This is a genomic window from Fibrobacter sp. UBA2449 (assembly GCF_002342555.1).
Classification (GTDB): domain Bacteria; phylum Fibrobacterota; class Fibrobacteria; order Fibrobacterales; family Fibrobacteraceae; genus Fibrobacter.
Map to the genome: position 1 here is coordinate 157,532 of NZ_DDQF01000010.1, position 13,340 is coordinate 170,871.

The window sequence follows — 13,340 nt, forward strand, 5'->3', positions numbered from 1 at the left end:
GATGCTGTTTCTCCTTCTCACGATAGGCCCTGCGTTCCTTTTTGCGTGCGGGAACATCCTGGAAAAGTCCGGGGTGTCCACGGTCGGCAAGCGGACGGGCGGGACGTCGAAACCCTGGGAGTTTTTCAAGGGTGTCATTACGAATAAGTTCTGGTGGCTCGGGTTTGGCTGTTCCGTGCTTGCGACTGTCGGCTACTACATCGCAATGGCTCGCTACGACCTTTCGCAGGTGCAGCCGATGATGGTCCTGAACCCGGTGCTTACCGCCCTGATGGGTTTCTGCATTCTGAAGGAGGCGCTCACGAAGCGTATCGTCGTCGCCATCTGTTTTGTGGTGGCGGGCCTCCTCTATTCGGTCGAGAGCCTCGGCGAATCCACGGCGGTGCAGAATGTCTCCATGCTCTGGATCTACTCCGGAGTGCTCTGTGGCGTGACGCTTGTGCTGCACCTGTTCGTGAAGAATCGCGAGATGGTGGATTCTCTCATCATGGGTGTCGGCTTCGGGCTTTCGGCGGCGTTCTACAAGAGCCTCGCGATGGATTTCGATCTTGACCATATCGAAGTTTCTTCCGTCGCGAACTTGCTGGTCGATTTCCGCACGCTCGGCTACGTGGCGACCTACGGCATCGCGTTCCTCTATTCGCAGATTTCGTTCTCCCGTGGCCGCGCGCTGTTCATCATCCCGTTCAGTGCGGCGGTCGGTGCCGCGGTGCCGACCCTGGCCGGTGCGCTCGTTTTCTCGGAGGCCTTCCCGATTGGGAAAATCGTTTCCACGGTGCTCGTGCTCACGGGGGCTGCGCTCTTCGTTGTCCGCAGACCGCGCAAATCGCATCCCTAGCCTCGCGGTCGCGCTTTTTTGTGCGGAATCGCTTGCTTTGCCGCACAGGAAACTTGCTTTTTCGGATTCAGAATATAGATTCAATTCATGGTGTATAGGCAATTTTCCATAACGTTTTTACTTGGCACGCTCGTGGCGTGGATGTTCGCGTCGTGTTCCGACGACGGCGGCTCGCATGGAACTCCGGCTGTTGACGAGGAATCCAGTTCTTCGGCGAATACCGGGGCGACGTTGCCGTTTGTGGACGGCCTGCTGAAGTTTACCGAGATAGATCCTGTCAATGTCGTTTACGAAGATCACGAGGGCGACGATGCGGGCTGGGTGGAACTTTTAAACACCTCGACGGATACGGTGAATTTGTCCGGAATGTACCTGACGGATTCGCAGGAAGACCCGTTTAAATGGAAATTCGGGAACGTGAAGATGGAACCGAATTCGCTGCTGCTCGTGTTCATGTCGGGAAAGGATTATCCCGATTACGTCTTGCCGCATGATACGCTCAACATGATTGGCCCCGGATGCTGGACATGGACCGATGCGCAGAGCGACCCGCCGGGCTACAGCTTTGCCGACCCGTTGGAAGGCCAGAAGAAGAATTGCTTTTCTGAAGACGGGAAGCGGCGCGTCGGGGCGCGGATGCAACTTGGCGAAAACGAGGAACTGGGCTGGTCCTCGATCGCGATGTTTGTCGGGACGCGCAGTTCGAGTACCGATGACGTGCTCGATATCTCGGTGGCGAACGAACTGTTCTTGCGAGCCTACATCACCAAGGACAGGAAGGTCTCCTTCCGCCTAGCACAGCCCGATGTCGACGACTGGAAGGGTTACGAGTTCATCTTTACCGGCACCGGAGATTCTTCGACGGTCTACCGCGCAAGGCTACCGGCGGGTTTGACGCTCCCGGATCTCGAAAATATCTATGGCACGCGGATTAGCCCTGAATCCAACGAGTCGCAGGAGATGACCATCAAGGTGTTTGATTACTTTGTGCGGAACCGTGGCCACGAACCTCATGCCGGATTCAAGCTATCGAAAAAGGGCGGGAGCCTTTACCTGGTGAATGCGGATACGGCGATTGTGGATTCTGTCGCCTACCCGGAAATGCCCGTGGGGAAAACCTGGAACTACGGCCCTCGCGGAGCGGAAACCCATATAACGGAAAACGGCGACAAGGTGTTTTCCGATTTCGGGTACCAGTGGGGCTACGCGGATCCGTCTCCGTATGGAGATGTTTCCGGAGGAGTGCTGGTTTCTAGATCTCCGTCCGTAGAATCGCTCGCCGAAATTCCGCCATCGGGATTCTATGCGTCTCCTTTCGAAATTGTTTTCCCCGAAGATGCCTCGGTCCGGTGCGAAACGGGAGGCCCGGTCCCCACGGACGAAAGCCCCTTGACGCCTTCGCTACAGATAAACTCCACGGTGACGGTCCGTTGCGCGAGCTTTGTGGATTACAAGCTTCCGGGCGAAACCATGACGCGCACCTACGTATTCGAAAATGCGCCGGCAGTCCCTGCGGTGTTCCTGTCGGCCGACCCGAATTCGCTTTTTGACCCGGATTCGGGAATCTACATGGAAGGAAATTTCGCACAGGAAAAGGAACCGCATTACGGTGCGAATTACTGGCTCGACAAGGAAATTCCCGTGACGGTCGAACTGATGGAGCCGGGAACGAATGCACCTGCCTTCGCGCACAACGCGGGCCTCAAGATTTTCGGCAATTACAGCCGCCAGAACTCCAAGAAGTCGGTCGCCATCACCTTCCGCGAAAAGTATGGCGAAAGCCGCCTCAAGTATGCGCTGTTCCCGGAGTATCCGGAACTCGACAAGTTCAAGGTCTTCTTGCTCCGCAACAACGGAAGCAACTTCGGGAACGATTACGTCCGCGACCGCCTCGCAAGTTCCGTAAGCGAGGGTCTCGGCGTCGATTACCAGCGTGGCCGATTTGCCGTCGTCTATTACAATGGCGAGTACTACGGCATCCACAGCATCCGCGAACGCAGTACCGAATACTATTTCGAGACTCATTATGGAATCGACCCGGGCGCTATCGACCTGCTCAAGGCGGACAATGCCGCATCGGCGGGCTCTTCGGTCGATTACACAAGGCTCATGGAATGGCTGGAGGCGAATAGCCTGGACGACGAGGAAAACTATGCGCAGGTGGCCTCGCAGATAGATATCGATAACTACCTCAACTACATGCAAACCGAAATCTATGCGGACAACCGCGACTGGCCGGCAAACAACATGAAGAAGTGGCGCGGCACCAATCCGCAGACCAAGTGGAAGTGGTTCCTTTACGACCTGGATTTCGGCATGGGCAACGAGTACAGCGAGTACAAGGATCTGAACATTTTCGACTTCGTGACGGCAGAAGATGGTCCCGGCTGGCCCAATGGCCCCGAGCATACGCTGCTGTTGCGCCGCCTGCTCGAAAACGAGGGCTTCAAGGCCGCGTTCATCAACCGCATGTCCGCATTGCTAGCAATGAACTTCGAAAGTTCACGCGTCCGTGCGCGTCTCGACGCAATGATGTCGGAAATCGAACCGGAAATCGCACGCGACCAGAAACGCTGGAAACTGAACGCGTCTAGGATGGAGCGGCAGCTGGGGCTTATCGAGAAGTTTATCGAGGAGCGCCCGGCGAAGCTCGCTTCGGAAATGCAGGCTCATTTTGAATTGGGGGCGGCCGCCGCGGTCGACCTGCGGACGGAAGGGAAGGGACGAATCCTTGTCCATGGCCTGCCGCTCGATTCCCCCGCGCTGACGGTGCAGTTCTTTGAAGGATTCCCGGTAAGGCTCACGGCTCAGCCTGTAGATGGCGGCGTGTTTGCCGGATGGGAAGATGGAGTCGCGGATGCGACGCGCACGATTGTTCCGGGCGAAGTCGCTGCCGTGAAGGCGCTGTTCAAATAACGTTATTTCTTTTTCCTGCCCGGCGGCGTAGGCATGAACGGGTTCGAGGCCTTTGCCTTCTCGGTACTGGCGGCGCTGACGCTTTCCTGGCTCACCACGACGGAATCGCCGACGGATAGCCCCTTCAGAATCTGGATGTTCACGCCGTCGCTGATGCCGGTCTTGACCCTGCGGGGGGCCGCCTTCCCGTCGATGCTGACCCACACGTGGTCGCCCGCGGGTTTCTTCGCTCCGGCGCGCTTCTTGAACGTCTTGCCCGGAGGCCCGAACTTTCCGGAGCCGCCGGTACCGCTACCCGGCGGGCCGAAACCTCCTGGGGGCGGAGGCGGGAAGTCTCCCTTCGCAAATGCGCCGTCGCCTGCGAGCGAGTCGCGGTCCATGCGCGGCGGGCGCGGCATGTCCTTCGGGTCTGCCATCGGGGTCCCGTCTGCGGGAGTAAACTTGAGTGCCTTCACGGGAATCGCGATGGCATCCTTTACCTCTTGCGTCACGATGGTGCAGGTCGCCGTCATGCCGGGCAAAAGCTTCTGTTCCGGGTTCTCGGCGGTAATCACCACCGTGTAAGTCACCACGTTGCTCGTTGTTGTCGGGTTCAGGCGCACTTCCTGTACCGCGCCGTTGAACGATTCTCCCTGGAATGCGTCGACGGTGAATGTCGCTTTTTGGCCCTGCTTCACCTGGCCGATATCCGCCTCGTCGATGGCGGCCATCACCTTCATCTGGCTTAGGTCCTTCGCGATGACGAACAGGGTGGGCGTGCTCATGGAGGCGGCCACCGTCTGGCCCACTTCTACCGCGCGCTTCAGGACCACGCCGTCAATCGGGCTCTTGATGGTCGCGTAGCTCAGGTTGAGTCTTGCCTGGTTCACCTCGTTCTTGCTGCGTTCCACGGCGAACTTTGCCGCGTTCATGTTGTATTCGGCGGTTTCCAGTTCCACGGCGCTCGCGGAATTGCTCTCCGAAAGTTTTTTCACTCGGTTGTAGGTCGATTCCTTGTACTTGTAGTCGTTTTCTGCGCTCCGGTAGGCGATTTCTGCCTGCGTGAGCGTCGCCTTGAGCTTCGACTTGTCGAGTTCGGCAATCACCTGGCCTTTCTTGACCTTGGAATTGAAATCGACGTAGATTTTCGCGATGTCGCCCGAGACCTGCGTGCCCACTTCCACCTGGTCGACCGGCTCTAGCGTTCCCGTTGCCGAAATTGTCGTCGAAATCGTAGTCTGCGTGACCTTCGCGCTCACGAGCGGGCCCGCGGCGTCACTTGCCTTCTCCGTAAAGAAGAAGAACTTCACGCCGTAGGCGATGCCCGCGAGTACCGCGAGCACGATGGCGATTTTCAGCAATTTCTTCAAGATTTTCATAGATGCAGCCTAAAAAATAGAAAGTATTGCCCTTTTTCCGGGTATTTTGGTGCCCGGCGGGCCAAAAAGGTTGCATGGGAAGCGAAAAACGCCTTCATTTGCTTATAAAATAAATTTTATATTAGGTCGCATGACGCGCATCAGAAAGAAAGACGACAGCTCCGAGGTCCGCAGCGTAACGCTGGTAGGGCTTGTCTGGAACGTGGTTCTTTCCGTGGGCAAGTTCTTCGCGGGCTATTTTGGTGGCTCCCAGGCGCTTGTTGCCGACGCCATCCACAGTGCATCGGATTTCATTACCGATATCGCGATAATCATTGGTTCCAAGTTCTGGAACGCGCCCCCCGATGCGGACCACCCGTACGGGCACCGGCGTTTCGAGACGCTCATCTCGGTGGGTATCGGGCTTGCCGTATGCGCGGTGGGTATCGGGCTCGGTTACAATGCCATAATGGCCCTTGTAAACGGCGAACAGTCGCACCCCGAGTGGATTGCGGCCGTGATGGCTGCGGTCTCCATTGTCGTGAAGGAAGCCCTCTTCCGCTATACGCGGGCGAAGGGGCGTGCCATGCGTAGCGAGGCCGTGGAGGCGAATGCTTGGCACCACCGGAGCGATGCGTACAGTTCTATTCCTGTTTTGATTGCGGTCCTGTTCGGGATAATTTTCCCGACGCTCTGGTTCGCGGACTCCGTCGGCGCGATTATCGTTTCTTGCTTTATCCTGCATTCCGGCTACGAGATTGCCTGGCCCGGGATTCACCGCGTCGCCGATGTGGGCGCGAGCGAGGAGGTCGCGCAGAAGTTGAAGGAAGTGGCGCTTGCCTGCCCGAACGTCATCAGCATACACGGGTTCCGCACGCGCTACGTGGGTTCTGACCTGCATGTGGATTTGCACGTGGTGGTGCCTGCCGAGATGACCCTCCTTGCGGCGCACGATTTGGCCGAGGATGTGGAACGCAGGCTCATCGACGCGGGCGAGAACGTGGTGGATGCGCTCGTGCACATCGACCCGTACAGCGAAGAACGCGTAAGGCGCGGCGAAATCAAGACGCTCGAACGCTAGGTCGCGCGTGTGGCGAAACCCTCGGGAAAAGTTTTACTAAATTCATGGCTATGAAAGGTCTTATGCGAAAGGTTTCTGGTATTGCTGCCGGTATTGCGGGTGCGCTCATGCTGTTTGCCCCTGCCCAGGCGGGCGTGAATCTCCCCGTCCACAAGGAAGTTCTCGAAAACGGGCTCACGGTGCTGCTGCACCCGAACAAGCAGGCACCCACGGTGAGCTGCCGCCTCTTTTACGTGACGGGCTCGGTGCACGAGGTTCCGGGAAAGTCCGGCCTTGCGCATATCCTGGAACACGAACTCTTCAAGGGCACCAACAAGGTGGGTGTCACCGACAGCATCGCCGATGCGGCGTTCATGGCGCGCGAGGACAGCCTGCAGGCGCTTATCCGTCCGGCAAAGCTTGCGGGCGATACGGCTACAGTCAAGAAACTCACTGCCGAACACGATTCCCTCTTGAATGAACAGCGCAAGCTATTTGTGAAGGATGAACTCTGGGGCGCCTACCAGTCCGTGGGCGGCACGGGCCTCAACGCGTTCACGACTGACCTCATGACGGCCTACATCGTCACGCTCCCCAAGGACAAGATCGAACTTTTCATGTGGCTGGAATCCGACCGCATGCAGAACGCGGTGTTGCGCGAATTCTACTCCGAACGCGACGTGGTGCGCGAGGAACGCCGCATGCGTTACGACGACAAGCCCACGGGCCGCTTTTTCGAGACGATGAATTCGCTTATCTACGAGGCGTTTCCCTACCGCGTGCCGACTATCGGCTGGCCGTCCGACATCATGAACTTGACCCGCGAAATGGCCGACGAGCATTACCGCAAGTACTACAAGCCGCGCAACGCGATTCTCGTGCTGGCGGGCGACCTCGATACCGCTTCCACGATGCAGATGGTGAAGAAGTATTTCGCCAATATTCCCGCGGGCGAGGCGTTCCCGCCGATTACGGTGCGCGACCCGGAACAGGTGGGCGAGAAGCGTTTCAAGCAGATTCGCCCCGATGCGCCGAACCTCTATTCGCTCGTGTTCAAGACGGCCGAAGTGGGCGACCCGAGCCTCTATGCGCTTGATATCGCGGAAGGCGTGCTGAACGGGCGTTCCGGCAGGCTCTACAAGCGCCTGGTCGAAGAGGAAAAGCTCGCGGTGAGCGTGAAGGCGGGCAACAGCCCGAACAAGTATGTATCCGAATTCTCCGTGATGGTGAGCCTAAGGCTCGATGCCGATGCGGAGAAGGTCGAGAAGATCGTATGGGAAGAACTTGAAAAGCTCAAGAACGAACCCGTGAGCGAACGCGAATTCCAGAAGGTGAAGAACCATACCTATGCGGGCCTCGTCCGCAGCTTTACCGATATGGAAAATGTCGCGACGATGCTCGCCTGGTACGAGATGTTCGGCGACTACCACATCTTCCTCAACTGGGCCGACGAACTGGAAAAAGTAAACGCAGCCGCCGTTCAGGAGGCTGCGAAGCAGACTTTCGTCCGCGAGAAGTCGGTTGCCGGGTTCCTGCTGAAGAAGTAGGGGCGACGCTCGGCTCCTAGGGGCCTGCTTCGCAGTCCCTAATCCTTCGGCTCACCAATACGAAAGCAGGTTTTCGTGCTGGATTCGCCTTTTGGATTAGTCGTTGACCATCTTTTCGTAGAACTTGCGGTAGTGGTCGCGGTCTTCCGTCTTGCGCACGGCGATGGCGTCTTGCGGATGGCGGTTGAGCATGCCCGTGATCATCTGCGGGATGATGTAGCCCCATTCGTACTTCTGCTGTAGCGGGAGGAACAGTTCCTCGATGGCGTCGAGAACCGGACGCAGGTCGTATTTGGGGTTCTTGAGGAAGCTGAGCAGAAGCTCGGTGGTGCAGTTGCCCGCGCCGCGTCCCATGCCGGAAACAGAACCGTCGAGGTAGTCCACGTGGTTGATGATGGCCTGGATCGTGTTGGAGAAGGCGAGCTGCTGGTTGTTGTGGCCGTGGAAGCCGAATTTTTTGCCCTTCACGATTCCCTTGTAGCGCGCGAGTTCCTTGTCGATGTCTTCCTGGTAGAATGCGCCGAAGCTGTCGACGAGGTAGAGCACGTCGGCCTTGCATTCTTCCTGCACCTGGTGGAGCGCTTCGTCGAGTTCCGGACCGCGGTCACGGCTTACGGCCATGATGTTGAGGGTCGTCTCGTAGCCCATGTCGTGGAAGGCGTTCACCATGCTGATACCCTTGTCGATGTTCTTTACGTAGCTTGCCACGCGGAACATCTGGTAGGGGCTTTCGGATGCGGGCTTCACGGCGTCCATGTTCACGCGGCCCACGTCGGCCATCACGGCCATCTTCATCTTGGAATCGATGCCGTCCTTCACTTTCCACAGCAGGTCGTCGTCGCAGAACTTCCACGGGCCGTATTCCTTGGGGTCGAAAAGTTCGGGGGAGTTCTTGTAGCCCATTTCCATGTAGTCGATGCCGGCTGCGGTGAGGAGGGTGTAGAGGCGGCGGACGAATTCCAGGGAGAAGTCGTGCTTGTTGACGAGGCCGCCGTCGCGGATGGTGCAGTCGAGAACTTTGATGCTTTCGTAGTACATGGTTGGGTTCCTTTTTTAATTGCTCCGCAAAGATAGGTTCTGCAAAAGCGCCGGTCAAGGAAAAAAGTATGGCTGAAAAAGAAAATGGCTTATTTAACGCAAAACAAGCGTTGAAAAGCGGTGAAATGGTGAAATTCGACTGCCGTAGGCGGTTGCCTTGTTTGAAAACCTAAGCCCTTACGTTATGGAAAGGCTTGCTATTGGCTTGTAATTTGAGAATGCAAGGTCTGAAAAGAAGTCGGGGCTTACATCCGCTCTGTTATTTAACGCTAAATTTGCGTAGAAAATAAAGCAAAAGGACATGGCGGGGAGCACACCTAATAGTTTCTTTATTGATAAACTAGCCCCGAAAACTTATATTCAATACCATGAAGAGAACAACGTTTATACCCCTTTCCCTCGCGATTGCGGCATCCGCTTTCGCGGACAATACCTTCTACTTTAACGAGGCGGGCTACGACTCCGACCAGCCGATTTCTATCGTGGTCAAGAGCACCGACAACCTCGAAGGGCAAGAGTGGACCCTGTGGTTTGACCCGGATGGCGACATGACCGGCGCCTCCGTGGCGACAGGCACGTTCGGTGCGGGCGTAAATCCGGACAACTGGACGAACAACGGGAAGTTCTACACCATCAAGCTTACGGACAAACCGCTGCAGTCGGGCAGTTTCCATGTTGAAGTGTCTGCGGGTAGCCCGTCGGCTTCGCAGAAGTTCTTCATCGGTGACAAGGCCCTTGCGCAAAAGACTCTTGGCATGGTGATGGATTACTTCTACAACGACCGCGCGAGCCGGCAAGAAATTGTGGCGATGGACCAGAAGATTCCCGTGTACGGGAGCGGCGCCACCCGCGATGTCCACGGCGGCTGGTACGATGCGAGCGGCGACGTGAGCAAGTACCTTTCGCACCTTTCCTATGCGAACTACCTGAACCCGCAGCAGATTCCGCTCACGGTGTGGTCGCTCGCTTTTGCGGCAGAACACATTCCGCAGTTGCTCGGCAGTACGAGCACCAAGGCGAAGACTGCCGACGAGGCGGCGTTCGGTGCGGATTTCCTGGTGCGCATGCTCGACGACCAGGGATTCTTCTACATGACGGTGTTCGACAACTGGGGAAGCCCGATGGGCAAGCGCGAACTCTGTGCGTTCAAGGGTTCCGACGGCATAAAGAGTGCCGATTACCAGACGGCGTTCCGTGAAGGCGGTGGCATGGCGATTGCCGGCCTTGCCCGCGTGGCGCATCTCGAAGGGATGAACATTGCGGCCAAGGGAGACTACACTGCGGCGCAGTACCTGGATGCGGCGAAGAAGGCTTACGAACATTTGACCTCGAAGCAGAGCATGGGCGGCAACTGCGCCTACTGTGACGACGGCAAGGAAAACATCATCGACGACTACACGGCTCTCCTCGCTGCGACGGAACTCTATGTGGCTACAGGCAATAGCCAGTACCAGAAGGATATGCAGGCGCGTGCGGAGCACCTTGTCGGTCGCTTGAGCGATGACGGGTATTTCTGGAGCGACGACGCGAAGACGCGCCCGTTCTGGCATGCGAGCGATGCTGGCCTCCCGCTGATGGCGTTGGTGCGCTACTTGGAAGCGGAAGCCATGGTGGATTACGAACCGTGTCCGCCTGACGTAGAGTGCGTTATTCCTGGGGCAGATATCATGAGAGCCGCGAAGACTGCCATCGAAAAGCACCTGAAATGGCTTGTCACCATTACGAACAAGGTAGAAAACCCGTTCGGTTATGCTCGCCAGACCTACAAGACGAACAATGCCATCAAGGACGGTTTCTTTATTCCGCACGACAATGAGAGTGGTTACTGGTGGCAGGGCGAAGATGCGCGAATCGCAAGCCTTGCCGCTGCTGCGGTGTATGCTGCAAATGCTCTCAAGTCGCTTGATGACGGCGTGAACAAATACGCTGCCGACCAGCTCGACTGGATTCTGGGCAAGAACCCTTACGCAACTTGCATGATGTACGGTATCGGCAAGAAGAATCCCAATATTTATGACGGCCAGTCGAATTACGATGCGACGCTCAAGGGCGGTATCGCGAACGGCATTACCGGCAAGAACAACGACGGTTCGGGAATCGCCTGGACCGATGACGGTGTCGCCGCGGTGGGCTTCGATGCGATGAAGGAATCGTGGCAGGTGTGGCGCTGGGACGAACAGTGGCTCCCGCATACCACGTGGTTCATGAATGCGCTTGTCGCCCGTTACGACGAGAACAAACCGTTTATCGCAGTTCCGGAAAAGGTCTCTGTTCCGAAGGTGAATGTCGTTGCCGCAGGGTTTGGCGTGCACCTTTCCGGCCGTATGCTCACGGTGAACGCTGCCGGCGCAAGGAACGGCGTTACGGTGACGGTGCTCGGGCTTGACGGCTCGAAGGTCGCCTCGGGTACTTTGAATGCGGGCCGCGCGACGCTGAATCTGGAATCCGTGAAGAGCGGTGCCTACCTGGTGAAGGTCGACGGCTACGGCGCGAAGAAGGTGCTTGTCCGCTAGCAAATCGGTTATAGGAAGTGCTTGATGCGTGAATTTCGCTTGATTGTCGGGAATACCTTGCTATGCGCATTGTTGCCGGCAGCAGTGTTTGCATCCCCTTTGGACCCTAGCGAACGTCGCGGTGTCATCAACGATGGCGATACGCTAACGCTCCAGGACCTGGGCGACGAACATTACAGCGTCACGCGTACGGAAGACGGCTACCTCGTGGTTGCCGATGAAAAGAATGTCTTCTACTACGCCGACGAAAATGGCGAACCCTCCAAGTTCAAGGCGCGGAATCCGCACAGGCGCAAGAGCGCAGAAAGGGCGTTTCTGAACGGGCTCAACCGTGAAAAAACGTTTAGGGAACATCGCCGCCGGACTCCGGACCGGTTTGCGGACCGTGACATGGAACATCGGGTGGCGCCTGCACCGTGGGTTCCCAAGGTACTCCCGAAGTCGCACCATTCGGCAGGGAAACTTCGATTCCCGATAATCCTTGTGGCAGGCGAAGCGAATGGATTGCAAAATCTCGATTCTGCGGGAATGTATGCGCGGCTGAATGTTGCAGGCTATAACGAGGATGACTATTTGGGGTCGGCGAGGGATTACTTTGTCGATCAGTCGTCGGGCGTATTCGAACCGCAATTCGATATCTTCCTGGTGAGCGAGAGTGAACCCTTCAGCGGATACATCGGGAAGGAGGCGGAATTCATGAAGCGCGCCGTCCTCTCGATGCTCGAAAAGTACCCGTCATTCGATGCCTCGCTCTATGACTACGATAACGATGGCGAGATAGATGCGTTCGGCGTGATGTATGCGGGTTCCCGCTACAAGCTGGGGACCAAGCACCTGGGCGGCTTCCAGACTACACTCAAAAAATACAGTTCGGTTGTCGAGACGCCGGACGGGAAAAAATTCAACACCTGCTTTATCATAGACCAAGGTGCAAGCCATGTCGTGCAGCTAATCCATGAATTCAGCCATACGATGGGTCTCAAGGATCATTATTGCGTGAGGATGAGCGGTTGCAGCGCCTACTATGCCGACAGCGCCTACCAGGCTCCGGGAGCACATGCGTGGGACGTGATGGCGACCGGCATGTATAACGGGAACTACCGTAAGCCGCCCAACTACAGCGCGTTCGAGCGAAATTTCATGGGCTGGCTCGATTACACGACCCTTGAAGTGGATTCGCAGGTGAAGGCGCTCCCCCCGCTCGGTACGAACAACTTTGCATACTACGTGAACGTAAATGACAAGGAATGGTATGTTTTCGAGAACCGCCAGCATGTCAAGTGGGATAGCGGTCTCCCGAATCACGGGATGCTTGTGTGGCATATCGAATTTAATTCCGGCGCATGGACTCTCGATGCCATGAACGATGTCCCGGAGCACCAGCGCGTGGACATAGTCGAAGCGGGCGATATCCGCGTTCTCAGCCAGACGGGCGGTTACATGAGCCAGGGCGGTGGTGCGCGGCAGAAGGACGATCCCTTCCCCGGAAGCCTGGACGTGACGAAGCTTTCGCCGGTGCTCGCGTGGGACAGTTCCGTGGTGCTTGCCGGTCTCTTCGGCATTGTCGAGCCCGATACGAACGTGTGTTTCGTTCTCGATTCGACGGTTGCCGTGGAAAACTGCGAATTTGTCCGTGTCTCGTCGAGCAGTTCTGCGCCCGAATCAAGCAGTTCGTCGCTCGGGTCGAGTTCCAGCGAGGAAAGTTCCAGCAGCGTGCAATTCGAATCCAGCTCGAGCGTGGAATCCTCCAGCAGCGTTCAGTCGAGTTCGTCATTCGAACCGGAGTCCAGCTTCTCGACGACATTCGCGGGGCGCGACGTTCCGGGAGCGGCTGGCTTCCATATCGCGATGGAAGGTCGCACGCTCGAAATCCGTGTGTCCGAATCCGGAATGAAAATTGTCCGCGTCTTCGACATGCAGGGCAATGCGCTCGCTTCGGCTTCGTTCGCGGGCCAATCGCATCGACTTGACCTCGGCCGCGTGGCTCATGGCTCTCCCCTCGTGGTGCGTCTCGAGTTGGGCGGCCGGCTTGCCGGGTATTTCAGGGTGGCACCCGCAGTGCGCTAAAAACGGGGCCATCCCGCTCGAAAA

At 57.2% G+C, this 13,340-nt stretch carries 8 protein-coding genes; 6 read left to right on the forward strand and 2 right to left on the reverse strand.

Going from position 1 to position 13,340, the window contains the following annotated elements:
* Position 1 precedes the first annotated feature (1 nt).
* Both B4B27_RS06675 and B4B27_RS06680 read left to right on the forward strand, forming a co-directional pair.
* A complete protein-coding gene (locus tag B4B27_RS06675; RefSeq protein ID WP_173381657.1) occupies positions 2-838 on the forward strand; it encodes an EamA family transporter in 837 nt (278 codons plus the stop codon).
* A gap of 87 nt (positions 839-925) precedes the next feature.
* Positions 926-3,754: a CotH kinase family protein gene (locus B4B27_RS06680; protein ID WP_290724926.1), complete on the forward strand. Its 2,829-nt coding sequence runs from the start codon at positions 926-928 to the stop codon at positions 3,752-3,754.
* Between the two features lie 2 nt (positions 3,755-3,756).
* Here B4B27_RS06680 and B4B27_RS06685 read toward each other — a convergent pair whose 3' ends face one another.
* Entirely contained in the window at positions 3,757-5,112 is a 1,356-nt protein-coding gene (locus B4B27_RS06685; protein WP_290724928.1) for an efflux RND transporter periplasmic adaptor subunit, read from the reverse strand.
* A 130-nt stretch (positions 5,113-5,242) separates the two neighbouring features.
* On the opposite strand from B4B27_RS06685, the gene B4B27_RS06690 reads away from it, so the two are divergent.
* On the forward strand, positions 5,243-6,172 hold the full coding sequence (locus B4B27_RS06690) for a cation diffusion facilitator family transporter (RefSeq protein ID WP_290724930.1): 930 nt from the start codon (positions 5,243-5,245) through the stop codon (positions 6,170-6,172).
* 50 nt (positions 6,173-6,222) lie between these two features.
* The gene (locus B4B27_RS06695; RefSeq protein ID WP_290724932.1) at positions 6,223-7,698 is read left to right on the forward strand and encodes a M16 family metallopeptidase; all 1,476 of its coding nucleotides are present in this window, start codon (positions 6,223-6,225) and stop codon (positions 7,696-7,698) included.
* A 96-nt stretch (positions 7,699-7,794) separates the two neighbouring features.
* On the opposite strand, the gene B4B27_RS06700 is transcribed toward B4B27_RS06695, so the two are convergent.
* Positions 7,795-8,736, reverse strand: a complete 942-nt coding sequence (locus B4B27_RS06700; RefSeq protein WP_290724934.1) for an aldolase catalytic domain-containing protein — start codon at positions 8,734-8,736, stop codon at positions 7,795-7,797.
* A 368-nt stretch (positions 8,737-9,104) separates the two neighbouring features.
* On the opposite strand from B4B27_RS06700, the gene B4B27_RS06705 reads away from it, so the two are divergent.
* Together B4B27_RS06705 and B4B27_RS06710 are read left to right on the forward strand one after the other, a co-directional pair.
* The gene (locus tag B4B27_RS06705) at positions 9,105-11,249 is read left to right on the forward strand and encodes a glycoside hydrolase family 9 protein (RefSeq protein ID WP_290724936.1); all 2,145 of its coding nucleotides are present in this window, start codon (positions 9,105-9,107) and stop codon (positions 11,247-11,249) included.
* Between the two features lie 24 nt (positions 11,250-11,273).
* Positions 11,274-13,316: a hypothetical protein gene (locus tag B4B27_RS06710; protein WP_290724938.1), complete on the forward strand. Its 2,043-nt coding sequence runs from the start codon at positions 11,274-11,276 to the stop codon at positions 13,314-13,316.
* Positions 13,317-13,340: the final 24 nt, after the last annotated feature.

Coding starts and splice junctions, on each gene's coding strand:
- B4B27_RS06675 (WP_173381657.1), top strand. CDS start 2: ATGCTGTTTCTCCTTCTCACGATAGGCCCTGCGTTCCTTTTTGCGTGC.
- B4B27_RS06680 (WP_290724926.1), top strand. CDS start 926: ATGGTGTATAGGCAATTTTCCATAACGTTTTTACTTGGCACGCTCGTG.
- B4B27_RS06685 (WP_290724928.1), bottom strand. CDS start 5,112: ATGAAAATCTTGAAGAAATTGCTGAAAATCGCCATCGTGCTCGCGGTA.
- B4B27_RS06690 (WP_290724930.1), top strand. CDS start 5,243: ATGACGCGCATCAGAAAGAAAGACGACAGCTCCGAGGTCCGCAGCGTA.
- B4B27_RS06695 (WP_290724932.1), top strand. CDS start 6,223: ATGAAAGGTCTTATGCGAAAGGTTTCTGGTATTGCTGCCGGTATTGCG.
- B4B27_RS06700 (WP_290724934.1), bottom strand. CDS start 8,736: ATGTACTACGAAAGCATCAAAGTTCTCGACTGCACCATCCGCGACGGC.
- B4B27_RS06705 (WP_290724936.1), top strand. CDS start 9,105: ATGAAGAGAACAACGTTTATACCCCTTTCCCTCGCGATTGCGGCATCC.
- B4B27_RS06710 (WP_290724938.1), top strand. CDS start 11,274: ATGCGTGAATTTCGCTTGATTGTCGGGAATACCTTGCTATGCGCATTG.